Raw genomic sequence first — 24,480 nt, forward strand, 5'->3', positions numbered from 1 at the left:
CGTGACCGACGCAAGTAGGTGGCGAGTTGCGAGGGGACCGGGCGCAAGTAGGTGGCGAGTTGCGAGGGGACCGGGCGCAAGTAGGTGGCGAGTTGCGAGCGGGGCTGGGGACGCCGCGGCGCGGCACCCGTACGCGAAGCACGCGCCCAAGTACACGAAGGCCCCCTTCCCTTGCGCCTGACGCAAGGAAGGGGGCCTTCATGTACTGAAGAGTCGCCTAGGTGAGCGGCCGGTCGGTCGGCGCGATCGGGGCGGGCAGGACGTCCCGCCCGGTGAGGAACGCGTCCACCCCGGCCGCGGCGGAGCGGCCTTCGGCGATCGCCCACACGATGAGCGACTGGCCGCGGCCCATGTCGCCCGCCACGAACACGTTGTCGACGCTGGTCTTGAACGCCTTGTCGCGGGCGACGTTGCCGCGCTGGTCCAGTTCGACGTCGAGCGACTCCAGCAGGCCTTCCCGCTCCGGGCCGACGAAGCCCATCGCGAGCAGCACCAGCTGGGCGGGCAGTTCGCGTTCCGTTCCGGGAACCGGGACGAACTTACCGCCCTCGTTGCGCACCTCGACCAGCTTCAGCGCGCGCACGCGCCCGTCGGCGTCGGCCAGGAACTCCTGGGTGTTGACCGAGTACAGCCGCTCGCCGCCTTCTTCGTGCGCGGACGAGACGCGGTAGATCATCGGGTACGTCGGCCACGGATGCGCGTCGGACCGCGAAAGCGGCGGCTTCGGCATGATCTCCAGCTGCGTCACCGACTTCGCGCCCTGGCGGTGCGAGGTCCCGACGCAGTCCGCGCCGGTGTCGCCGCCGCCGATGACGACGACGTCGAGGCCCTCGGCGCTGATCGGCGAGACGTCCAGCTCACCGGCGGCGACCCGGTTGGCGTGCGGGAGGAACTCCATCGCCTGGTGGATGCCGTCGTGCTCGCGGCCGTCGATCGGCAGATCGCGCCACGCGGTCGCGCCGCCGGCGAGGACCACGGCGTCGTAGGACGACTTCAGCTCCTCGACGGTGAGGTCGACGCCGACGTTCACCGAGGTCCGGAACTCCGTGCCTTCCGCGCGCATCTGGTCGAGGCGCCGGTCGAGACGGTGCTTCTCCATCTTGAATTCGGGGATGCCGTAGCGCAGCAGCCCGCCGATCTTGTCGGCCCGCTCGAAGACCACGACACTGTGGCCCGCGCGCGTGAGCTGCTGCGCCGCGGCGAGTCCCGACGGGCCGGATCCGACCACCGCCACCTTTTTGCCGGTCTTGGCGACCGGCAACTCCGGCGTGACCCAGCCTTCTTCGAAGGCCCGGTCGATGATCGAGATCTCGACCCGCTTGATGGTGACGGGATCGTCGTTGATCCCGAGCACACACGCCGTCTCGCACGGCGCCGGGCAGAGGGTCCCGGTGAACTCCGGGAAATTGTTGGTCGCGTGCAGCCGCTCGGCCGCCTCACGCCAATCGTCGCGCCAGGTCAGCGTGTTCCACTCGGGGATGAGGTTCCCGAGCGGGCAGCCCTGGTGGCAGAACGGGATGCCGCAGTCCATGCAGCGTCCGGCCTGCTTCTGCAGTTTCGTCGTCGCGAAGTCCTCGTACACCTCGCGCCAGTCCATCAGGCGCAGGTCGACGGGACGGCTCTTGGGCGTCTCGCGAGTGGTGGTCAGAAAGCCCTTGGGGTCAGCCATGTGCGGCCTCCATGATCGCCTCGTTCACGTCACGCCCGTCACGCTCGGCCTCAGCCTGCGCCGCGAGCACGCGCTTGTAGTCCTTCGGCATGACCTTGCCGAACCGGTCGACGGCGGCGTCCCAATCGGCGAGCAGCGCACGCGCGACCGCGGACTCCGTTTCGTCGTAATGCTTTTCGAGCGCCTCGCGCAGGAAGTCCACATCGGACGAATCCAGCGGGTCGACGTCGACCATCTCCGGGTTGATCCGGTGCGCGGGCAGGTCCAGCACGTAGGCGACGCCGCCCGACATGCCTGCCGCGAAGTTGCGGCCCACGTTGCCGAGCACGACGACACGGCCACCGGTCATGTACTCGCAACCGTGGTCGCCGACGCCCTCGACGACGGCCAGCGCGCCGGAGTTGCGCACGCAGAACCGCTCGCCGACCTTGCCGCGGATGAAGATCTCGCCGCTGGTCGCGCCGTAGCCGATCACGTTGCCCGCGATGATGTGCTCTTCGGCGTTGTACCGCGCCACCTTCGGCGGCCGCACGATGAGCCGTCCGCCGGAGAGACCCTTGCCGACGTAGTCGTTGCCGTCGCCGTAGAGCCGCAGCGTGATGCCCTTGGGCACGAACGCGCCGAACGACTGACCGGCGGTCCCGGTGAAGGTGACGTCGATCGTGTTGTCCGGCAGGCCTTCGCCGCCCCACCGCTTGGTGAGCTCGTGGCCGAGCATGGTGCCCACGGTCCGGTTCACGTTGCGGACCGGCAGTTCCAGCCGCACCTTGTCCCCGGACGACAGCGCGCCCTCGGCGAGCTGGATCAGCGTGTTGTCGAGCGCCTTCTCCAGCCCGTGGTCCTGCACCGTCTGCTGGTGACGCAGACCGGCCGGGGCCATCGCGGGCACGTGGAAGATCGGCGACAGGTCGAGCCCGGCGGCCTTCCAGTGATCGATCGCCTTGCGCTTGTCGAGCATCTCCGCGTGTCCGACGGCCTCGGCGATGGACCGGAAACCCAGTTCCGCCAGGTACTCCCGGACCTCCTGGGCGATGAACTCGAAGAAGTTCACCACGTACTCCGCCTTGCCGCTGAACTTCTCGCGCAGCTTGGGGTTCTGCGTCGCGACGCCGACCGGGCAGGTGTCGAGGTGGCAGACCCGCATCATGATGCAGCCGGACACGACCAGCGGCGCGGTCGCGAAACCGAACTCCTCGGCACCGAGCAGCGCGGCGATGACGACGTCACGGCCGGTCTTGAGCTGGCCGTCGGTCTGCACGACGATGCGGTCGCGCAGCCGGTTGGCCAGCAGCGTCTGCTGCGTCTCGGCGAGCCCGAGTTCCCACGGGCCGCCCGCGTGCTTGATCGACGACAGCGGGGAAGCACCCGTGCCGCCGTCGTGCCCGGAGATGAGCACGACGTCCGCGTGCGCCTTGGACACCCCGGCCGCGACCGTGCCGACCCCGACCTCGGACACGAGCTTCACGTGGATGCGCGCGGCCGGGTTGGCGTTCTTGAGGTCGTGGATCAGCTGGGCGAGATCCTCGATCGAGTAGATGTCGTGGTGCGGAGGCGGCGAGATCAGCCCGACACCCGCCGTGGAGTGCCGCGTCTTCGCGATCCACGGGTACACCTTCGCGCCGGGCAGCTGGCCGCCCTCGCCGGGCTTCGCGCCCTGCGCCATCTTGATCTGAATGTCGTCGGCGTTGACGAGGTACTCGCTCGTGACGCCGAACCGGCCGCTCGCGACCTGCTTGACCGCGCTGCGGCGTTCGGGGTCGTAGAGCCGGTCCGGATCCTCGCCGCCCTCACCGGTGTTCGACTTGCCGCCGAGCCGGTTCATCGCGATGGCCAGGGTTTCGTGCATCTCCGCCGAAATCGAGCCGTAGGAGATCGCGCCGGTGGCGAACCGCTTGACGATCTCGGAGACCGGCTCGACCTCCTCGATCGGCACCGCGGGACGCTGCCCGATCTTGAAGTCGAACAGCCCTCGCAGCGTGTACAGCTTCTGCGCCTGGTCGTCGACGGCCTTCGTGTACTCCTTGAAGACCTCGTACTTCCCGGCACGGGTGGAGTGCTGCAGCTTGAACACCGTCTGCGGGTTGAACAGGTGCGGCTCGCCCTCGCGGCGCCACTGGTAGTCCGAGCCGGTCTCCAGCTCGCGGTGGTTCGCGCGGAACCCGTCGCGCGGGAACGCCCGGCGGTGCCGCTCGGCGACTTCCAGCGCGAGCGTGTCGAAGCCGACGCCGCCGAGCCGGGAGGTGGTGCCGGTGAAGCAGTTCTGGATGACCTCGTCGCCGAGCCCGACCGCTTCGAAGATCTGCGCGCCGGTGTAGGAGGCCACTGTGGACACTCCCATTTTCGACATCGTCTTGCGGACGCCCTTGCCCAGCGCCTTGATCAGGTTCGCGGTGGCCTGCTTCGCGGTGACACCGGGGATCAGGCCCTGGTCGGCCATCTCCTCGACGGTCGCCATCGCCAGATACGGGTTCACCGCCGCGACGCCGTAACCGATCAGCAGCGCGATGTGGTGCACTTCGCGAGCGTCGCCCGCCTCGACGATGAGGCCGACCTGCGTACGGGTCTTCTCGCGCACCAGGTGGTGGTGCACCGCGCCGGTGAGCAGCAGCGACGGGATACCTGCGTGGTCCTCGTCGATCCCGCGGTCGGACAGCACGATCAGCCGCGCGCCCTCGGCGATGGCCGCGGACACCTCGGCGCGGATCTCGTCGAGCCGCCGCACGAGCGCCTCGCCACCACCGTGGACGTCGTAGGTGCCGTGCACGGTGACCGCCTGGAACTCCGGCAGGTCGCCGTCGTCGTTGACGTGCACGAGTTTCGCGAACTCGTCGTTGTCCAGCACGGGGAAGGGCAGCACGATCCGGCGGCACGACTTCGCGTCGGCCTCCAGCAGGTTCGGCTGCGCGCCGAGCTGGGTGCCGAGCGCGGTGACGAGTTCTTCGCGGATCGCGTCCAGCGGCGGGTTGGTCACCTGGGCGAAGAGCTGGATGAAGTAGTCGAAGATCAGCCGAGGGCGGCTGGACAGCGACGCGATGGGGGAGTCGTTGCCCATCGAGCCGATCGGCTCCGCGCCGGTGCGGGCCATCGGCTGGAGCAGGACGTCGAGTTCCTCTTCGGTGTAGCCGAAAGCCTGCTGACGGCGGACGAGTGCGGCGTGCGGCGGGATCTCGCGCTCACGCTCGGGAAGCCCGTCGAGCGGAAGCAGCCCGTCCTCGACCCATTCGTCGTACGGATGCTCGGTGGCGAGCCGGTCCTTGATCTCCTCGTCCTCGACGATCCGGCCGGCGGCCGTGTCCACGAGGAACATGCGGCCCGGCTCCAACCGTCCTTTCCGGACGATCGTGGACTGCTCCAGCTCCAGCACGCCGACCTCACTGGCGAGGACGACGAGGCCGTCTTCGGTGACCCAGTACCGGGCGGGGCGCAGGCCGTTGCGGTCGAGTACCGCGCCGATCTGGGTGCCGTCGGTGAAGGAGACCAGCGCGGGGCCGTCCCACGGCTCCATCAGCGTCGAGTGGAACTCGTAGAACGCGCGGCGCGCGGGGTCCATCTCCTGATGGTTCTCCCATGCCTCCGGGATCATCATCAGCACCGCGTGCGGCAGCGGTCGCCCGCCGAGATGGAGCAGCTCCAGCACCTCGTCGAAGGACGCCGAGTCGCTCGCGCCGCGGGTGATGATCGGGTAGATCCGCTTGAGGTCACCCGGGATCAGGTCGGATTCGAGCAGCGCCTCACGCGCGTCCATCCAGTTGCGGTTGCCGCGCAGGGTGTTGATCTCACCGTTGTGGGCGACGTACCGGTACGGATGCGCCAGCGGCCACGACGGGAAGGTGTTGGTGGAGAAGCGGGAGTGCACCAGGCCGATGGCGCTGGTGACGCGCTCGTCGGTGAGGTCGTCGAAGAACTTCTCGACCTGCGGCTCGGTGAGCATTCCCTTGTAGACGATCGTGCGCGAAGACAGGCTGGGGAAGTAGACGTCATCCTCGACGAGCGCGTGCTCGGCGCGCTTGCGCACCACGAAGGCGGCGCGTTCCAGGGCCAAGCCCTCCAGCGCGTCCTGTCCTGCCAGGAACAGCTGGCTGAAATACGGCATGGTCTCGGCCGCGCCCGTCCCGACGTGGTCGGTGTCGACGGGGAGGTCGCGCCAGCCGAGCACGCGCATGCCCTCTTCGGCGGCGACGCGCTCGATGGTCGTCATCGCCCGGCCGCGGGCGTTTTCGTCCTGCGGAAGGAAAGCCGTGCCGACGGCGTACGCGCCGGGCTCGGGAAGTTCGAAGCCGACGACCTCGCGATAGAACTCGTCGGGGACCTGGATGAGGATCCCGGCGCCGTCGCCGGTCTCCGGGTCGGCGCCGCGGGCTCCGCGATGTTCCAGGTTCCGCAGCGCGATCAGTGCTTTGGCGACGATGCCGTGATCGCGTTTACCGGAGAGGTCCGCGACGAACGCGACACCACAGGCGTCATGTTCGAACTCCGGGTCGTACAGGCCTTCGGGGGCCTTGCTGCCCTTGTTGCTGGCATGGTGGGTCACGGCTGGCCGCCTCCCAAGGCGTCGGCGCGACCGGTACCACTCCGTTCGGGTGGTTCGTGCGTGAACCAGTTAACGGAGTGGTCCGGGACCGCGATGGTCAGTCGAGAGGGAACGATCCCGCCCGCGGAAACGGGGGCAGGCCTCGTAGAGCCGCACTGCACTGGGCGGCCGATGCGCATATCGGTACTGCTGTGCACATGGGTGCCGTCTGGCCACTGTGGTGGGCGGCTGACGGGTACACGTGTTACTCCCGGGTTCGCCGGTCTTATGACGATAGTGTGAAATCGCTGTTATCGACATACGTCTCTTGGTCGGGGTGGGAAATGCCACGCGGGCGTTGACTTCAAACATCATCTGCCCACTGGCTGGAATGAGATGTCCACTGAGTGGAGCATCAGAGCTCTGACCTGCGTAAACGATCGCTCACGTAGTCCGAAAGTGTGACCTGGGTCGCGCGGGAGAGTGGGTTTCGCCGGTGTTGCGGTGACCCGCGGTGACCGTCGGATCGCCCGAACGGCAGAGCGCCCCGCCTGGTTTGAGAGGCTTGGCCGATGGCGGATCGTTATCTCACCGTGGCGGGCACCGGGGTCCACGAGATCGAAATCCGGCGGTCACGCTTCCTCTGCGCGCTCGCCCCGGTCACCTCGGAAGAGGCTGCCCGCTCGCTGATCGCGGCCCGCCGGAAGGCTGAACCGGCGGCCCGGCACCACTGCCACGCGTTCGTGTTAGGCGCCGACGGCCGGGCTCAACGTTCGAGTGACGACGGCGAGCCCGCGGGCACAGCGGGCACCCCGATGCTCGAGGTACTCCGCCGCCGGGAGCTGACCGACACCGTCGCGGTGGTGACCCGGTACTTCGGCGGGGTGCTGCTCGGCGCCGGCGGTCTGATCCGCGCGTACGGGCAGGCCGTTTCGGAGGCCGTCGACGTCATAGGTGTCCGGGAGTACCGGCGGTTACGGCTGGTGGAGGTCGTCGTCGACTACGACCGGGCCGGACGGCTGGAGAACGACATCCGCTCGTCGCCGTACCTGCTGCACGCGACCCGCTTCGAGGACGTCGCCCACTTCGACGTCGGACTCGCGCCGGACCAGGGCGACGCGTTCCACGCCTGGCTCGCCGACCTGACCGGCGGGGAGGCCCTCACCGAGGAGATCGGGGAGACCTGGCTGCCCACCCCATGAGTGGTAAGGACGGTTCCTACAGCGCTTCCGATTTGCCTGGCGTCGAGCTCTGATGTCGTGAAGGGCCCCGTTGAGACGTTCATCGTCTCAACGGGGACACGCCGTATTTTGACATACTCGTGACCTGCCGTTCTGTGTTTGCTCAGGTCGCGGGGCGTTCGGGGTTTACAGAGTGCGGTTGGTGTTTTCCAATAGCCGCACCAACCCGTCGCTGCCAGTGAGGTGGAGGTACTCGGTCCCGTCGTCGTTGGTGTTGGTGTAGGTGAGCAACCGCCCGTGCTCGGTCAGGTCCACGGCGGTGATCGGGACGCTCCGCGAGCGTCCACGCGCGTTGGTGACCGCCGTATACACCTGGTGGGTTGCCTCGCGGGGGGCGTGCATGAGATCGGTGATTAGGTCCCGGTCAGGGTCGCCGGTTTCGGGTTCGGGATGGGCGAGTGGGCTACGGGCCGCTGCCACGGTCACCGCTCGCGCGGGTGGTGTGCGAGGCACCGAAAGATCGCGGATATCGGCTGTCTCGACCGGGGGTAGTACCTCGACCAGATCAGCGGCAAGGTAGCGATGATCCGGTAGCGGTTGCAGGATCACCGCGTCGTCATCGACCAGCACCCGTACCGCGTCACGGTCTCGGGCACCGGTGAAGAATCCGCCCCCGTCCCCTGCGCGCTCGCTCGCCGCTGGGTAGGCGGTCCACCCGTAGAACTCTCGATCCGCCCTGCCTATAACGGTAAGAGTGTCGATTAGCAGAGGGTTGACCCGCTGTCCCCGCGCTAACCGGTGCTGCCCGAGTAGTTCCCAGGTGCCCGCCTCGATTCGCGCCGTAGCCTCGTCGGGCATGTAGTAGGCGGTGTTCGTGCCGAACACCGGGTGAAGGTTGCCAAGGTCGTTCGTGTGCCATCCCCACACCGTGAGCAGTGCGAGTTTGGGCAGTATCAGCGGCGCGTCAATGAGGGCCATAGCGCGTGTGTTTCCCTTGCCAGTTAAGGAAAAGAGAGGGAACTAACGGGGTCAGGTGCCGATGGTGGGTGGCACTACCGGGTATCCGGTATCGGGGTCGATATCGACCACCTCTACCGGGGCCTCATCCAGCCCGTAGCGGCGGGCGTGCTCGGTGTTCTCGCTCTTACCGCCGCGAGCACCCGCACCAGGCGCCATCGCACCCGACGCGCCTGGGGCACCGGCACCGGTCAACCGCCCGCCCGCCCGCCCGGACTCACCACCCACACCACCGAGGACGCCGGAGCCGCTACCGCGACCCGTACCCGGAACACCACCGGCACCGGACGCGCGTCCACCCGCGCCGCCGACCGTGGAACCAGGCGCACCGGGTAGGAAGCCGCTACCGACACCGAGACCGGCCTCGCCCCGACTACCGACGCCCGGACCGCTCGACGGTGCGGGCAAAGTCGGGTTGGTGAGTCCGTCGCGTGCGGCGGGGGTGTAACCCGCCGTGCTGGTGTGATCAGACCCCACCCCAGCACCGACACCGGTATGGGAACCGGCTCCGGGCGTAAAGTGTCCAACGGGCATCGGCGCGGGGGTGTGACCCGGTGACAGAGATGGGGTGAAACCGGACGTGGTGACATGCCCGTCGCCGCTTATATCGCTGTGACCGTGCCCACCCGGCGACCACGGGTGTCCCGGCACCGGGTCAACCCGATCAGGGGACGACGGGGGCGCGAGGATGTCCGCGCCGTCATAGAACCCGAGTTGCCCGTAATCGCCTTGCAAACCGCTCTGGGTTTGCTTGAGCTGGTTTTCATAGCCTTTATAGGTGGTAAGGTTGAAATCGGCTTTGTCGTTGTAGGCGTTAATCGCTTTCTCAGTGTCGGTGTCCCACAACGACACCACGTCCCCGAAACTCTTATCGGGGCGCGGCGGCATCTCTTGCAGGGTGGCTTGGGTGTGCTCGAACCCTGACGCCGCCGTTAGCACTGATTGCTGGTTACGCGCCATGGTCCGGTCCGCCGAATCAGCGACCATGTAGAGCTTGTGGACGCGGTCCCGGGCGGCGTCCGCACCCGTGCCACTCCAGGACGATTCCAAGCCGGTGATGATTTCGTGCAGCGCGGTAGCGTGCCTGCTTTGACCTTTCGCAGCCTGTTCGGCTTGGGTGGCGGCTTCATGCCACGGGCTGGAAGTACCCGCGTGCACCTTCGCGACGAACTCGGGCACCGGGACCGGTTGGGTGCCAATATCGCCGGTTAACACTTTGCCAGCCCACTCCGTCACGCCCCCGAACGGGCCACCCATCGATTCACCCAACTCTGACAGGGCTTTTCCGCCACGTTCGATCAGATTCGAAAGCCACTTCACGAGCTAAACACCCGCCTTAGCTCGAAGACTGGTCATGATCAAATCTGTTACATTCTTCGCTGACTCGCACGGATCTTTCTTGCCTTGAGAGTTCAGGCTCAGAAACATTGATACTTCTATGGTGGTGTTATCTGTTGCCCCGACGCTAATTTGACAGAATTTGTCCGGCGAACCGCCGGAAGGGGAGACGTACGCCACGGCGGGAAACCCTTGCAGGAGGTCGATGGGCTTCCATATTTCGGCCTTTGGCTTGACGTTCTCGTAGATAGCGCTCAAGCCGCCTTGTAACTTGGTGGCATATCGCATGATTACTTGACCGGTAGTGCTCGTGTTAAACCATTCGCAGCCTGGCCCGATTGAATCCTGGTCCTTGCGTACAGTTTCCGAAGGCTTGCCTACGGCTTTCAAAACTTGGTCAGGGGTTAGCGTGTCAGCGCATGGGTCGCCCGTGAAAATGGATTCCGGCAAGGGTGTCGACACCTTGGGGGCGCCCGCATACGGCAAATTCTGCTGCGACGTCACATCCGGTGTTGCAGTGGGGGGTGACGTCGGATTTCCAAGGTTAGCGCCACCGCTCGAACAAGCTGTAACCATGAATAGCGTTGCTGCTGCGAATGGAATAGCAAGACGCCGCCACATTTACGCTTCTCCTTCTTGAGTGATGCCACCAAGGGTTTTTCCGGCTTCTTGGTCATTTTGGCATGTTTGACCTAAAGCCTCCTTGAGTCGTCTACTGAGTTCCTCAAGATAAAGTATCTCAAGGCGAACATGACCCGCCCCGTAGGCAAACGCTCCAGGCTGTCCATCGTTCCATGTAGCTGCTTTCGTAAATGCGACGCTGACAGGATCTTCGGCAGCAGACTTCATCCGCTCTAACGATTGTGTAATACTCTGATCGTCTCGCAACTGTCTTAAAACGTCTGACGCTTTTTTGAGCATGGTTTCGGCGTGGTCGCGGTCGAGGTAGATTCCGGGGCCGTGCGCATTCTGTTGAACTTGGGCGTTAGCGGCGGTTTCGGCGGCTGTCGCTTTCTCCACCTGTTCGGTGGTCGGGTCCTTGACCCGGATTGGTATGGCATCCCATAGCTTGCTTCCCGCGTCCACGCGTCCACCCCTTCGAACCCCTCGCCGGTGTGTCCTGCTGCTGATCGGTGTGGCCTATAAGGCCGCGCCGATCAGAGTAGCGGATCGGTTACCGCGCGTGGAGTGTTACAACCAAGGGTCATCCGCTACCGACAAGTAGCACTACCTGCGGTAACGCACCGGCAGGCAACGCAAGCGCGGATACGGGTGTTAGTGCTGGTCGGCGTTTGCGGGTGGGCCAGTACCACTCTTGCGGTAGTTCAGTGGCGTTGAGTGGTTCATGGTTCAGCTGTGGCTCTATCGCCCGGTCGGCCGCGTTGGTCACCGCGGAATCGGCGGTGTCGTCGCTGGTAGCGCGTTCGACTACCTCAGCAACCGTGAGGTGGGGTGAACGGCGGCGGGCGCGGCGGCGGTGGTTATAGACCGCGAGGAACACCCCATAGGTCACGGGCGGGGCGAGGTTGAGTGCGAACGCGACCAGCACCCGGCCCACATTCACGCCGTCACCCTTTCGCCGCTGGGTTGGAGTGGCGGCCCGAGAGCCGCGCGGGGCAAAGCGTCCGCGCACTGCCCCTGTACGACTTCTGGAGGTGGGCCTTGTGGTGGCGGGGGGTGGGGCGTCGCGAGAACCACCCTCCCTGCACGTGGCCAACCATCGCGAAGGTGGCGGGCCGGTGGAAGAGGGCGGGGGGCGGCTTGCGATACAGGCGGGCGAAGGCCGAGTTTCCTCGGCTGAGCCGAGGGAAGGGGTCCTTCACGCGCCACCGTTGTGCCTGCTGGTGCGTGGGGCAAAGGTGGCGATGGCCGCGTCCGTGAAGGCCTCCCTGAGGGACTCCCGGGTCCATCAAGGATGCCTTCACAGGCCGAGACTGGCATCAACCGCAGCCGGAACCGCGTAGGTACCTAACCCCTTGGCTCTAACCGTCCTTGCCATTCACGGGTGGGGGCGGGCCTGCCACTCTTCCAGCGTGATGGCGTACTCGACCTCGCCCTCCTCCGTGCCGGGGATCGGGTTGTCGAAGTGCTCGTGATAGGTCCGGACGTGCCGCATCCCGATCTTCTCCATGACCCGCCGGGACCCCAGGTTCACCGCCATGGTCGCCGCCCAGATCCGCTGGGCCCCGAATTCGGCGAAACCCTTCTCCAGGAGTGCGAGCGAGCCTTCGGTCGCATAGCCCTTGCCCCAGGAAGACCGGTTCAGCCGGTAGCCCAGTTCGGGATCGTCCGAGTGATGACCGCGCAGCGGACGGAAGTGGAACCACCCCAGAAAAGACCCACTGGATTTCTCGATCGCCGCCCAGAACCCGTAACCGGGGAAACGCTCGTAGTAACCGAGAAACGCGGGAAGGTCGTGTTCTTCGATCTCCGCCCTGTCGGCGGGTTCGCCCCCATTGAGGTACCGCATGACGTCGGGGTCGTCGTAGAGCGCGAACAGGTCGTCGACGTCGGCGTCGGTGAACTGTCGCAGCAGGAGCCGCTCGGTCTCCAGAAAGACACGCATCGGCAAAGCGTGGCGCCGAGGGCGTGCACGGGCAACCTGTTTACGCGGCGACCCCTGGCCTGGCGAGGCCGCCCAGCGCCACCGCACCGGCATCGGTGAGCAGGGCGGGCACGCGCTCGCCCCACCGGCCGCCCCTGGCGGGCGCCACCAGGCCGAGGTGGGCCAGGCGGTGCGCGGTGTGCTGGTCGCAGCAGGCGAGGCCGTCGACGAACAGGTCCGGCTCGCAGCTGCAGCTGATTTCGGCGTGGCCCTCGGCCACGGCTCTCAGGGTGGCCCGCTCACGATGGTTCAGTTCCGTCCGAACGTCCATGACGTGCCTCCTTTCTGTTCCGCTCTGAACAGTGAAACCCATACCCCCGACAGTTTCCGTCTTCTCTGATGCGAAGTCTCGGATTTAGGGCGTACTTAAGGGTGGTGTGTCGCGTATTCAAGGGTGAACACCTAGGGACTCTCACCCGGTATTCGGCGCGGAAGCGGTTCCAGCTCGGTCTTGCGCAGATGCCGGAAAATGATCGAACTCCGGAATCCGATGATCTCTTTGCGCTTCGCCAAGCGATCCACCAGGAATGCGTGGAGCTGATCGACGTCCTGCGCGGCGACGTGGATCAGGAAATCGTCGCTACCGGCGGTGACGAAGACCGAAAGGACCTCCGGCAGTTCCGCGACCGAACGCTGGAAGGAGTCGATCACCTCCCGGCTCAGTGGCCGCACCTGCGCCGAGACCATCGCCTGCACGCCGCGGTTGAGGCTGCGCAGGTCGATGTCCGCGTGATAGCCGCGGATGACGCCGCGCTCCCGCAGCAGCCGCGTCCGTTCCAGGCAGGTCGACGGCGCGACGCCGACCTTGCGAGCGATGTCGCGGTTCGACTGCCGCGCATCCGCCTGGAGTTCCCGGATGATCGCCGAATCAAGTTCGTCCACGCACGCTCCTTCGCCCAGCCTGCCGAATAACGTTCGGCAGAAGCCCTGCAAACCTGAGGATCAGCCTAACTTCGGCGCAAGTAGGTGACTAATTGCGTGGAAGGGAACGAAATGTCCGTACAGGAGCTGGTCGTCCGGACGGGACGACGGTCCGGAGTGACCACGATGGTGGCGGTGCACTCGCGCTCGCTCGGCCCGGCCGTCGGCGGCTGCCGGTTCAAGGTCTATCCGCGCATCGACGACGCGATCGGCGACGTCCTGCGGCTGTCCGCGGCGATGACGCGCAAATGCGCTGTCGCGGGCCTGGACTTCGGCGGCGGCAAAAGTGTCGTCGCCCTCGATACCGTGCCGACCGCCGAACAGCGGCGCGACATCCTGCTCGACCACGCCGACCTCATCGAGTCACTCGACGGCGCGTATCTCGCCGGCCCGGACGTCGGCACCGGCCCTGAGGACATGCTGGTGCTGCGTGAACGGACCCCGCACGTGTTCTGCCTCCCCGAGGAGCACGGCGGCACCGGTTCGTCGAGCGGGCCGACCGCCGTCGGGGTGCTCGCCGCGCTGCGCGCCGGCGCGCGGGCCGCCTTCGGTGACGCCTCGATGAACAACCGAAAAGTGGTCATCAGCGGCTACGGCTCGGTCGGCGCCCACCTCGCCGCAGACCTGGTCAAGCAGGGTGCGAACGTCACCGTGTCCGATGTGGACGATCGACGCCTCGCCGTCGCCGAGGAGCAGGGCGTGAGCGTCGCCCCGCCGGAGCAGGTGCTCGGCATCGAGGCCGACGTCCTGATCCCGGCGGCCGTCGGCGGGGTCTTCGGCCCCGGAACCGAGGTCGCCGCGCCGCTGGTCGTCGGCCCGGCGAACAACCAGCTCACCGACGATAGGGTGGCGGAAGACCTCGCCGCCAGGGGAATCCTGTGGATCCCGGATTTCGTCGCGAGCGCCGGGGGAGTCGTCTACACGCTCGGCCGCGAGGCCGAAAGCCTCACCCACGCCGAAGCGCTCGCCCGCGTCGAAACCCTGGAGGAGACCACGCGAAGGATCCTCGACGCCGCTTCGGCCAACGGCACCACACCGTTGGCCGAAGCGGACGCACTCGCCGAAGCCCGCCTCACTTCTGGTGCGGGGCCACGTACTCCTTCGCCTCGGGAGCCTCGAACAGCGGCTTGACGTAGCGGACCCCGCCCTCGGCCGACGCGTCCGGTGTCGCCGCGTACACCTGGCGCGTCGCCGGGGTGCCCGCCTTCGAGAAGTCCAGTGCCGCCACCAGATCGCCGGTGCTCGCCGACGTCGTCTGCTTCAGCGCCGCGGCGATCCCCTCCCGGGTGAGGTCCTTGTTCTCGCAGGCCTTCTTGAGCACCGTGCCCCACACCTCGCCGACCGCGTAGCCGTAGGGGATCCCGCCGTTCGGGGTCTCCTTGTACGCCGCCTTGTACTTCGTCGCGACGTCCTTGGCCTTGGGGATGTCGGCGGAGAACGGGACGCTGCTGGCGACGATCGTCAGCTTGTCCAGCGCGTTCGCCGCCGGACTCTTCAGCAGCACCGGGTCGAACACCGGGTTGTTGCCGAGCACGGGGACGTTCAGCCCGAGCGCCTTGTTCGCCGCGAGCGCGGAACCGGTCTGTGCCGGGGTGGTGGTGAGGACGATGGACTTCACCCCGGCACCCTTGAGCCCGGTGATGATGTTGGTGAGGTCGTTGTCGGTCGAGGTCACCTTGACCTCCTTGACCGTCAGATTGTGCTTCTTGGCGTAGAACTGCGAGCCGCGCAGGCCGTTCTTGCCGTACTCGCCGTCGATGTAGACGTGCCCGATCGTGTCGCCGTCCTTCACCAGGCCCTGTTCCTGGAAGTACGACAGCCCGTCGATGATCTCCAGGTCGTACGTCGTCCCGACGATCATCACGTACTGGTTGTCGAGCAGTTCCGAGGACCACGACGCGGGCGCGGCGACGGTCTTGTCCGAGGCGATGTTCTGCTTCAACGCGGCCACCACCGGCGAGCCGAGCAGCTGCACGAAGCCGAGCACCTTCGGCTCGATCTGCGGATACAGCGTCTTCGCCGTGTCCGCCTTGTAGCCGTGGTCGACGGTCTCCAATTTGACCTGACGGCCGCACGCCCCGCCCGCGGTGTTGAAGTCCTTGGCCCACAACTCGTTGCCCTGCGTGATGCCGAGCCCGAGGTTTTTGAACACCCCGGTCTTGTCGGTCATCACGCCGAGGGTGATCTCCGAGGCCGTCACCCCTTTGTCGGTCTTGACGCCCGAACCGTCCGCCCCCGAGGACCCCGAGTCGCCCGCTTTCGTGCTGCACGCCGAGAGGGCGAGGACCGCCGCCAGCGCGACGGCCGGATATGTGCGCTTCATTTGTCTTGCTCCTCCGGGAGATGAGGTTTCCTTGCTGACGTGATCCGGCGACCGATCGCGGCGAGCCCACCTGGTTCGAAGAGCACCACGAGGATGATCGCGGCACCGTAGACGAACGAGCTGACCAGGATCGGGGTCAAGGCGCCGTCCCCGGTTCCGGAGAACCAGCCGAGATCGGCGGAATACAGGGAAAGCACCTGCGGCAGCCCGTTGACGATCAGCGCGCCGACCAGCGCGCCCGGCACCGAGCCGAGTCCCCCGATGATCACCATGGCCAGGAAGGCGATGGAGATGTTGATGCCGTACGTACCGAATTCGCTCTCGTCGGGTTTGAGGATGTCGAACCACAGCACGGTCATCGCGCCGGCGAGCCCCGCGTACGCCGAGGAGACCGCGAACGCGCCCGCCTTGGCCCGGGTGACGCTGACGCCCATCACGGACGCGGCGGCTTCGTTGTCCCGCACCGCCCGCCACGACCGGCCGACCCGGCTGCGCACCGCCGCCTTGGCGACCACGAACGCGAGCACGGTCAGCAGCAGGAACAGGTACCAGAGCCGTTCCGCCTGCCGGATCGGCACGCCCATCAGTTCGATCTCCGGGCCGCCGTTGGTGAACGGGAAGCCGAACAGCGAGAACGGTTCGGGGGTGCGCCCGGTCGACGTTCCGCCGGTCAGCGTTTCGGCTGACTGTCCGAAGTAGAGCCCGAGGAACACCAGGGACAGCGACGCGACACCGAGGTAGATCCCGCGCAGTCGTCCGGAAACCGGCGCGAACGCCAGCCCCAGCAGCGCGGTGATGACCACCGCGCCGACCAGCGACAGACCGGGATCGAGGCCGAGCCCGAACATGCGCTCGTCGCCGGCCGGTCCGGAAAGGACGGTGTACCCGGTCGCGCCCGCCAGCAGGAAGAACGCGTGCGCCAGCGACAACTGCCCGGCCTGCCCGACCAGCAGGGTCAGCCCGATCGCGCCGACCCCGCCGATCATCATGTACTGCCCGGCCTTCAGCCAGGCGGCGTCGAGGTACAGCGGGATCGCCAGCAGGACGACGAGCAGCGCGACCCAGGCCAGCGCCTTGAGCAGCCGCCCTCGATCGCGTTTCGCGAGCAGTGCGGGTGGAGCCGCGGCAGGGGTTTTCACAGCGGTGTCAGACACGTGTGCTCTCCCTCGTCCCGAACAACCCCGACGGCCGCACCACCAGCACCACGAGCATCACCAGGAAGACAGCGCTCTTGGAGAAGTCGAACGACACGTACTGCGCCGAAAGCGCCTCGACCAGCCCGACGACCAGGCCGCCCACCACCGCGCCCGCCGTCGAGTCGAGCCCGCCGAGGATGGCCGCGGGGAACGCCGCGAGCGCGATGGAGTGCGTGCCGCGGGACAGTCCCGCCCCGGAGAAGTCCTGCGTGGCGATGAAGAGCACCGCGACACCGGCGAGCACCCCGGCGACCACCCACGCCGTCGCCGTCACCCGGGAACTGCGGATCCCCATCAGCGCGGCGGCCTCGCGGTTCTCGGCCTGGGCCCGCATCGCGACACCCCAGTTCGAGTACTTGAAGGCCAAGGTGAACGCGGTGATCAGCACGGCGGCGACCACCAGCGCCACCAGATGCGTGCGGAACAGGGTGATCCCGCCGATCTGGAACGGCTGCGCGTCCCAGGCGTCGCCGAGGAACGGCAGCGTGACGCCAAGGCGTCGCACGATCTCCTCGGTGACGATCACGTCGACGCCGATGGTCAGCAACGCCAGGCTGTTCGCGTCCGCGTGCCGCGAGCGGGACAGCAGGAGCCGTTCCAGCAGGAGGGCGAGCAGACCGGCGGAGACGATGCCGACCAGTGAGGCACCCGCCCAGCCGAGCGATTCGCGGGTCACGACGACCAGGTAGCCGCCGAAGAGCACGAGGGAGCCGTGCGCGAAGTTGACCACTTCGGTGGCCTTGAAGATGATCACGAAACCCAGCGCCAGCAACGCGAACACCGCGCCCTTGCCGAGTCCGTTCACCACGAGTTGCAGGAAAGTGTTCACGCCGTGGCCTCCGTGCCGAGATATGCCCTGATCACGTCCGGATCCGACTGGACCTCGGCCGGGGTGCCGTCGGCGATGCGCCTGCCGAAGTCCAGGACGGTGACCCGGTCCGCGATGCCCATCACCAGCCCCATGTCGTGTTCCACCAGCAGGATCGAGATGCCGAGTTCGTCACGGACGTCGCGGATCGTCCCGGCCAGTTCGGCGGTCTCGGTCGCGTTCATGCCCGCCGCGGGTTCGTCGAGCAGGAGCAGGACGGGTTCGACGGCGAGCGCGCGGGCGAGGTCGACGCGTTTCACCGCGCCGTAGGGCAGCGCGCCGACCGGGAGATCCACCAACGCGCCGATGCCGAGGAAGTCGCAGATCTCCTTGACCCGCGCGGAATGCCGCCGTTCGGCGCGGACCGTCCACGGCAGCCGGAGCCCGCAGGCGAGGAAGCCGCCCTTGGTCAGCGCGTGCCGTCCGAGCATGACGTTGTCGAGCACGGTGGAGCCGGGGGAGAGGGCGGCGTTCTGGAACGACCGGCCGACCCCGAGGCCGGCGAGCCGGTGCGGCGGGAGTCCGGAAAGGACGGTGTCGCCGAGCCGGACACTGCCGGAATTCGCCCGGTAGAGTCCGCTGACCACGTTGAAACAGCTGGACTTCCCGGCGCCGTTCGGGCCGATGAGCGCGTGCAGCGAACCGGAGCCGACGATGAACGAGACGTCGTCCAGCGCGGTGATCCCGCCGAAGCGCAGGGTCACGTTCTCGACGTGCAACTCGGGCGGCGTCATCCGGCCCACCTCGTCAGGCTCCGGCCCGCGCGCTGCTTGCGGGCGTCGGCGGCTTCGGCCTCGGCGGTGGCCTGCGATTCGGCGTGACCGCCGAGGTAGAGCCGCTGGACCTCCTCGCTCGCCGCGAGTTCGGCCGTCGTCCCCGCCAGCGCGACCCGGCCCACTTCCAGGACGATCGCGTGGTCGGCGACGCGCAACGCCATCACGGCGTTCTGCTCGACCAGCACCACGGCGGTGCCCTGGTCGTGGATCTCGCGGATGATGTCGCCGATCTGCTCGACGATCTTCGGCGCGAGACCGAGCGAAGGTTCGTCGAGCAGCAGCAGCCGCGGGCCGGACATCAGCGCGCGGCCGATCGCGAGCATCTGCTGCTCGCCGCCGGAAAGCAGGCCCGCGCGTTGTCTGGCCCGCTCGGACAAGACCGGGAAGAGCTCGTCGACGCGTTTCCTCGCGGCGGCGCGCTGTTCCGGGGAGCGGGCGCCGATCCCGCCCGCGCGCAGGTTCTCCTCGACCGTCATCCGCGCGAACACCTGGCGGCCTTCGGGGACGCCGACCACGCCGAGGCCGACGATGCGGGCAGGGTCGAGTTTGGACAGTGGTTTGCCGTCGTAGCGCACCTCGCCCGCGGAAATCGAGCCCCGGTGCATCCGCAGCGTGCCGGACACGGTGCGGAGCAGCGTCGACTTCCCGGCCCCGTTGCTGCCGAGCACCGCCAGCACCCCATCGGGCGAAACATCGAGGTCGACCCCGTGCAGTGCGGCCACCGATCGGCCGTACCGCACCTGAAGATCACGGACACTGAGCAAGCCGCCTCCTCCGTTCGTGTGACGCGAGTCACGATCGGTGGCGGTCATCCTGCGTGGGCACCCTCCGCCGCGTTACCCCCACCTGGAGACTGTGTTGAATTGTCACGCGCTGACGGAAACATTTCGCAGGGCGTGGGATTTGTTGGAAACTCACGTCCTCGAAGGAGGCGCCCTACAAAATGTTTCCGTGGCCTCCGGCCAAAAGAGGCGCGCGACGGTGAAGTCTCCGTCGGGCGCGGGGCGCCCTTGGGGAGACCGTCGTGGTCGCGTTCGCCTGACGCAAGTAGATGACGAATTGCGGGGGTCAGAGGAGGCCGGCCTCGGAGGCCTTGCCGATGGCCTCGACGCGGTTCCGGGCGCCGAGTTTGTGCAAAGCGGACTGCAGGTACGTCTTCACGGTGTTCCGCGCCAGGCCGGTCGATTCCGCGATCTCCGGATTCGTCTGTCCCTGCGCGGCCAGCCTCAGGACCTCGTACTCGCGCCGCGTCAGGCCGCTGCGGGCCAGCGCGTCCGACCGCTGGCCGTCGTCGGGGAAGATGCGCGGATCGACCACGCGTTCGCCCTTGAGCACCTGCCGCAACGCCGCCACCAGATCCGTCCCGGCGACGTCCTTGAGCAGGCAGCCGTGCGCCCCGGCGTCCAGCGCGGCCCGGACACCCTGATGGTCGCCGTGCGCGGTGAACACCACGATCCGCCCCGCCGGGTGCACGCGCCGGAGTTCGGCGATGACCTCGGGCGCGAGCATGTCCGGCAACCGCAGGTCGAGCAGGATCAGCGCCGGCTTCAGCTCACCCGCCCGCCGCACCGCGGTTCGGCCGGTCTCGGCCGAACCGACCACGGTCATCGCCGGGTCGTAGCGCAGCAGCAGGCTCACCCCGTCGCGGACCACCGGATGGTCGTCCACGACGAGCACCGTCACCGGCGACGGCACGGTTCCGGCACCCATGCGCGCAGCGTGCACCCGTCGTCCTCGTCGCGGACCAGGCTGACCCGGCCGCCGAGCCGCGCGGCGCGTTCGGCCAGCGCGCGCAGCCCCATCCCGGTGCCCGGTTCGGGTTCCTCGGCCTCGTCGGTGCGATGACCGGTCCCGTCGTCGGCGACGACCACCTGCACGCCGTCGTCGCTGGGCAGCAGGCTGACCACGACGGACAGCGCGTCGGCGTGTTTCTCCACGTTGAGCAGGCCCTCCCGGACGGCCGCCACCAGCAGGCCGGTGCGTTCGGCGTCGAGCCGCGGCACCGGGGCGAGCTGGACGAACCGCGCCGGGACGCCGCAGCGGGCCTGGAACGAGCGGCAGTGCTCGGCCAGTTCCACCGGCAGCGCGCGTTCCGGACTCGACTCCGACAACGCCAGCAGCGACTCGCGCAGCGCCCTCGACGCGGCCGAGACGTCGCCTTCCAGCCGTCGCAGCCGCGATTCGAGCGCCGGGTTGTCGCTGATGTCCTCGTGCAGGTTCCGGACCTGGACGCCGATGGAGAACAGCAGCGCGCCGACCGAATCGTGCAGCGCGCTCTGCATCCGGAGCCGCTCGGCGGACAGCGCCGTTTCGCGGTCGGCCTCGGCGACCGACGCCAGTTTCAACGCCCGGCCGGCCTCACTGGCGATGTCCTCGAGCGACTTGACCGCGTCGTCGCCGAAGTCGCGGCGCTCGCGCATGGCGGCGTACGCGATGGCGACGGTCTCGTTTCCGTTGACGATCGGGACGGCGATCATCGCGGCGAGCCCCTCGCCGCGCACCTGCGCGTCGAACTGGTGGGTGATGCTCGGCGAGTTGACGTAGTCGTTGACCCGCACCGGCTTGCCCAGCGCGAGCACGCGCCCGCCGATGCCCTGGCCGATCGGCACGGCGAGGTCCTGCAGCGCGTCCGTGCGGGTGCCCGACATCCAGCGGATCACCGCCTGTTCGGGCCCGGTCAGCTCGGCGACGAAGCCGGAATGGGTGCCGATCGTCTCGCGGATCAGCCGCGCGGTGCCGTTGAGCGCCGCGACCCGGTCGAGGGTGGCGAGCAGCTCTTCGCGCTCGCGAAGAAGCCCGCCGAGCACCGCGCTGTGCTCGGCGGCGAGGTCTTCAGCGGCGTGCCGTCTCGCCGTCACGCGCTCACGATCGCATATCGGACGTGGTTTCCGACACACCCGTCCGGAGAGGTTCGCCGATGCGTTCTCGCCCGCGGTTGTCTTGAATGGACCCGTGGAGATCCTGGCCGACGCCGCGACACTGGCGCTGTACACGACCGATGCCTCCAACTACCGGCACGTGCCGAAGGGTGTGGTGCTGCCGAGGAGCGCCGACGAGGTGATCGCGGCCGTCGCCGCCTGCCGTGCGGCCGGGCTGCCGGTGATCGCCCGCGGCGGCGGCACCAGCGTCGCGGGCAACTCGTGCGGGCCGGGCGTCGTGATCGACACCTCGCGTCACCTCGGCGGCGTCCTCGACCTCGATCCAGGTGCGCGCACGGCGAGGGTCGCCCCGGGAACCGTCCTCGACGACCTCCAGCGCCTCGCCGCGCCGCACGGTCTCCGGTTCGGGCCCGATCCGTCGACGCATTCGCGGTGCACGATCGGCGGGATGATCGGCAACAACGCCTGCGGCTCGCATTCGGTCGCTTATGGCCGCACGGTCGACGTCGTCCGCGAGCTCGACGTGCTGCTCTACGACGGCACCCGGCTGACCGTCGGCCCGACCTCGCCGTCCGAAGTGGACGCGCGGGCGGCCGAGCCCGGCACGGAAGGCCGGGTCTTCTCGGAGTTACGCGCGCTCGTCCGGGACAACCTGGCGTTGCTGCGCACCGAACTGTCCACCTTCAGCAGGCGGGTGTCCGGGTACGGGCTGGAACACCTGTTGCCGGAGAACGGTTTCGACGTCGCCAAGGCGCTCGTCGGCAGCGAAGGCACCTGCGTCACCGTGCTGGAGGCGACGGTTTCCCTCGCCGAGGTCCCGAAACGCAAGGTGCTCGCGGTGCTCGGTTTCGAGTCCGACATCGCCGCGGCCGACGCCGTCCCGGCGATCCTGCCGTGGTCGCCGTTGACCGTGGAGGGCGTCGACGCGGACCTCGTCGCGCTGCTGGAACCGGGCCGCGCCGACGGGCTTCCGCCGGGCGGTGCGTGGCTGTTCGTCGAGATGGCCGATCCGGAAAAGGCGCGTGGGCTGATCAACGAACTTCGCGGCGCGTTGACCGGTTCCGCGCTGCTGGACGACGCGGCCGCGCAAAAGCGGCTGTGGCGGATCCGGGAGGAAGGTGCCGGTCTCGCGACGCGGCTGGCCGGGGGTGAGGAAGCCTGGCCCGGCTGGGAGGACGCGGCCGTCCCGCCCGAGCGTTTGGGCGCCTACCTGCGGGAGTTCAAGCAACTCATGCGCGAGCACGGCCGCAAGAGCGTCGTCTACGGCCACTACGGCGAGGGCTGCCTGCACCTGCGACTGGACTTCGATCTGCTGTCCCCGCGAGGGATCGCCGGATTCCGGTCGTTCCTCGAAGAGGCGGCCGACCTGGTCGCCGCGCACGGCGGCTCGCTGTCCGGGGAACACGGTGACGGGCAGGCCCGCTCGGAACTGCTCTCCCGCATGTACAGCCCCGAGATGCTCGCGCTTTTCGCGCGGTTCAAGGGGATCTTCGATCCGGCGGGCAGGATGAACCCGGGCATCCTGGTGAATCCCAGGCCGGTCGACGCCGATCTCCGCGTGCGGCGCGCGCCACTGGACCTCGAAGACGTCACGGCGCTCGCGTACCCGGAGGACCGGGGGAGCTTCGGGCAGGCCATGCGGCGCTGCGTCGGCGTCGGGAAATGCCGCAACACCACCGGAGCGGGCGTGATGTGCCCGAGCTACCGCGCCACACGCGAGGAGAAGCATTCGACGCGGGGCCGCGCGCATCTGCTCGCCGAGATGGTGAACGGCGAACTGATCACCGACGGCTGGCGTTCGGAGGAGGTCGCGGAGGCGCTGGATCTCTGCCTGTCCTGCAAGGGGTGTCTGTCCGATTGCCCGGTCGACGTCGACATGGCGACGTACAAGGCGGAATTCCTGCACCAGCACCACAAGGGGCGGCTGCGCCCGGCGTCGCACTACTCGATGGGCTGGCTGCCGGTGTGGCTGCGCGCGGCCTCGCTGGCGCCACGGGTGGCGAACACGATGTCGCGCCGGTTCTCCGGGCTGCTGAAGAAGTTCGGCGGGATCGCGCCGGAACGGGACCTGCCGACCTTCGCCCAGACGCCGTTCACGCGACGTCGCGCCGATCTCAAGCGCTGGGCGACCGGCTCCCGGCCCGTGGTGCTGTGGCCCGACTCCTTCAACAACTACCTCACCCCGGACGTCCTCGACGCCGCGGCCGAGGTGCTCACCGCGGCGGGCTACGACGTCGTCCTGCCCGACCGCGGTGTCTGCTGCGGCCTCACCTGGGTGTCCACCGGACAGCTCGACGTGGCGAAGAAAGTGTTGCGCCGCACGCTTTCCGTGCTCGAACCGTACCTGCGGTCGGGGTACCTGGTCGCCGGCCTGGAGCCGAGTTGCACGGCGCTGTTCCGCGGTGACCTCCCGGCTCTCGTGCCCGGCGACCCGGTGGCGAAACTGCTGGCCGAACAGACCAGGACGTTCGCCGAACTCGTCGAGGACTCGCCGCTCGAATTCCGGTCACTCGACGTCGAAGCGCTCAGCCAGGTGCACTGCCATCAGCACGCCGTGCTCGGTTTCGACGCCGACGAGGCCGCGATGCGCGCCGCCGGTATCCACAATTCCACAATGGACTCCGGTTGCTGTGGACTGGCGGGCAACTTCGGCTTCGAACGCGGGCACTACGACGTTTCCGTCGCCTGCGCCGAAGACCGCATGCTGCCCGCGATCCGCGCCGCGGCCGAGGGCACCGAGGTGGTCGCGGACGGGTTCAGCTGCCGGACGCAGATCGAGCAACTCGACGGGCGGCGGGCGCTGCACCTGGCGGAGCTGCTGAGGCGTGCGTTGCCCTAGACGTCTCGTGAGTGGCGATTCGGGTTCTGGCGAGCCACCTCTTAGGTACCTACTGCGTGGCCTGCGGCGCTTCTTGCATGATGCCAGTACATGAAGGACCCCTTCCTCGCGGCTAGTGTCCCGAGTCGGAAGTTCGTGTGGTAATTCGGCGTGGTGCCGGAGGATCTTGTTGTTGCTTCGCGCGGTGAAGATGTTGTCGCCTGAGGCCGTGAGCATTCCGCTGACTTCATGGTGTCGGGTCGCGGGGGTTCGCTCGCGGGCCGTGGGGTGACCGTGTCGCGAAAGCCACTTTCGCGACCCCAGGCCGCCCGGCACATGGTGTTTGGGCCCCCCCCAAGGCCCCCCCCGGCCCCGGGCG

At 67.9% G+C, this 24,480-nt stretch carries 19 protein-coding genes; 3 read left to right on the top strand and 16 right to left on the bottom strand.

All coding sequences use genetic code 11. The features are described from left to right. Positions 1-217: 217 nt before the first annotated feature. On the bottom strand, positions 218-1,669 hold the full coding sequence (locus ACIHAO_RS08470) for a glutamate synthase subunit beta (protein WP_396555801.1): 1,452 nt from the start codon (positions 1,667-1,669) through the stop codon (positions 218-220). Then, complete coding sequence (gene gltB, locus ACIHAO_RS08475) at positions 1,662-6,200, bottom strand: glutamate synthase large subunit (RefSeq protein ID WP_396555803.1); 4,539 nt, start codon at positions 6,198-6,200, stop codon at positions 1,662-1,664. Before gltB ends, ACIHAO_RS08470 begins: the two co-directional genes overlap by 8 nt. A gap of 551 nt (positions 6,201-6,751) precedes the next feature. Here gltB and ACIHAO_RS08480 point away from each other — a divergent pair. Continuing rightward, the gene (locus tag ACIHAO_RS08480; protein ID WP_396555805.1) at positions 6,752-7,381 is read left to right on the top strand and encodes a YigZ family protein; all 630 of its coding nucleotides are present in this window, start codon (positions 6,752-6,754) and stop codon (positions 7,379-7,381) included. Positions 7,382-7,546: 165 nt separating this feature from the next. On the opposite strand, the gene ACIHAO_RS08485 is transcribed toward ACIHAO_RS08480, so the two are convergent. From ACIHAO_RS08485 to ACIHAO_RS08515, 7 genes are all read right to left on the bottom strand, one after another. After that, on the bottom strand, positions 7,547-8,338 hold the full coding sequence (locus ACIHAO_RS08485) for an ESX secretion-associated protein EspG (RefSeq protein ID WP_396555807.1): 792 nt from the start codon (positions 8,336-8,338) through the stop codon (positions 7,547-7,549). Between the two features lie 51 nt (positions 8,339-8,389). Continuing rightward, entirely contained in the window at positions 8,390-9,697 is a 1,308-nt protein-coding gene (locus tag ACIHAO_RS08490; RefSeq protein WP_396555809.1) for a hypothetical protein, read from the bottom strand. A 3-nt stretch (positions 9,698-9,700) separates the two neighbouring features. Further along, positions 9,701-10,336, bottom strand: coding sequence for a DUF3558 domain-containing protein (locus tag ACIHAO_RS08495; RefSeq protein WP_396555811.1), 636 nt, complete (start codon positions 10,334-10,336; stop codon positions 9,701-9,703). Beyond that, the gene (locus tag ACIHAO_RS08500; protein ID WP_396555813.1) at positions 10,337-10,801 is read right to left on the bottom strand and encodes a hypothetical protein; all 465 of its coding nucleotides are present in this window, start codon (positions 10,799-10,801) and stop codon (positions 10,337-10,339) included. Between the two features lie 913 nt (positions 10,802-11,714). Further along, positions 11,715-12,281, bottom strand: coding sequence for a GNAT family N-acetyltransferase (locus tag ACIHAO_RS08505; protein ID WP_396555815.1), 567 nt, complete (start codon positions 12,279-12,281; stop codon positions 11,715-11,717). A gap of 40 nt (positions 12,282-12,321) precedes the next feature. Then, complete coding sequence (locus ACIHAO_RS08510) at positions 12,322-12,591, bottom strand: hypothetical protein (RefSeq protein ID WP_125785740.1); 270 nt, start codon at positions 12,589-12,591, stop codon at positions 12,322-12,324. 131 nt (positions 12,592-12,722) lie between these two features. Then, the gene (locus tag ACIHAO_RS08515) at positions 12,723-13,202 is read right to left on the bottom strand and encodes an Lrp/AsnC family transcriptional regulator (RefSeq protein ID WP_396555818.1); all 480 of its coding nucleotides are present in this window, start codon (positions 13,200-13,202) and stop codon (positions 12,723-12,725) included. 111 nt (positions 13,203-13,313) lie between these two features. On the opposite strand from ACIHAO_RS08515, the gene ACIHAO_RS08520 reads away from it, so the two are divergent. Continuing rightward, positions 13,314-14,372 carry a Glu/Leu/Phe/Val dehydrogenase dimerization domain-containing protein gene (locus tag ACIHAO_RS08520; RefSeq protein WP_396555820.1) on the top strand — a complete coding sequence of 353 codons (1,059 nt, stop codon included), beginning with the start codon at positions 13,314-13,316 and terminating at the stop codon, positions 14,370-14,372. Here ACIHAO_RS08520 and ACIHAO_RS08525 read toward each other — a convergent pair. The 7 genes from ACIHAO_RS08525 to ACIHAO_RS08555 all read right to left on the bottom strand — a co-directional run bounded on the left by ACIHAO_RS08525 (position 14,314) and on the right by ACIHAO_RS08555 (position 21,262). Continuing rightward, entirely contained in the window at positions 14,314-15,564 is a 1,251-nt protein-coding gene (locus ACIHAO_RS08525) for an ABC transporter substrate-binding protein (protein ID WP_396555822.1), read from the bottom strand. The two genes, ACIHAO_RS08520 and ACIHAO_RS08525, sit on opposite strands and share 59 nt — an antisense overlap. After that, on the bottom strand, positions 15,561-16,718 hold the full coding sequence (locus ACIHAO_RS08530) for a branched-chain amino acid ABC transporter permease (RefSeq protein ID WP_396555824.1): 1,158 nt from the start codon (positions 16,716-16,718) through the stop codon (positions 15,561-15,563). Before ACIHAO_RS08530 ends, ACIHAO_RS08525 begins: the two co-directional genes overlap by 4 nt. After that, positions 16,711-17,589, bottom strand: coding sequence for a branched-chain amino acid ABC transporter permease (locus ACIHAO_RS08535; protein ID WP_396555826.1), 879 nt, complete (start codon positions 17,587-17,589; stop codon positions 16,711-16,713). Before ACIHAO_RS08535 ends, ACIHAO_RS08530 begins: the two co-directional genes overlap by 8 nt. Beyond that, entirely contained in the window at positions 17,586-18,362 is a 777-nt protein-coding gene (locus ACIHAO_RS08540; protein ID WP_396555828.1) for an ABC transporter ATP-binding protein, read from the bottom strand. The genes ACIHAO_RS08535 and ACIHAO_RS08540 overlap by 4 nt, the downstream gene beginning before the upstream one ends. Further along, positions 18,359-19,168, bottom strand: a complete 810-nt coding sequence (locus tag ACIHAO_RS08545; RefSeq protein WP_396555830.1) for an ABC transporter ATP-binding protein — start codon at positions 19,166-19,168, stop codon at positions 18,359-18,361. Before ACIHAO_RS08545 ends, ACIHAO_RS08540 begins: the two co-directional genes overlap by 4 nt. A 304-nt stretch (positions 19,169-19,472) precedes the next feature. Beyond that, on the bottom strand, positions 19,473-20,114 hold the full coding sequence (locus ACIHAO_RS08550) for a response regulator (protein ID WP_396555832.1): 642 nt from the start codon (positions 20,112-20,114) through the stop codon (positions 19,473-19,475). Further along, on the bottom strand, positions 20,084-21,262 hold the full coding sequence (locus ACIHAO_RS08555) for a GAF domain-containing protein (protein WP_396555834.1): 1,179 nt from the start codon (positions 21,260-21,262) through the stop codon (positions 20,084-20,086). Before ACIHAO_RS08555 ends, ACIHAO_RS08550 begins: the two co-directional genes overlap by 31 nt. 94 nt (positions 21,263-21,356) lie before the next feature. Between ACIHAO_RS08555 and ACIHAO_RS08560 the strand changes: the two genes are divergently transcribed. Further along, entirely contained in the window at positions 21,357-24,122 is a 2,766-nt protein-coding gene (locus ACIHAO_RS08560; RefSeq protein WP_396555836.1) for an FAD-binding and (Fe-S)-binding domain-containing protein, read from the top strand. The last annotated feature ends 358 nt before the right edge of the window (positions 24,123-24,480 follow it).

Source organism: Amycolatopsis sp. NPDC052450, from assembly GCF_044547565.1.
Lineage (GTDB): Bacteria > Actinomycetota > Actinomycetes > Mycobacteriales > Pseudonocardiaceae > Amycolatopsis.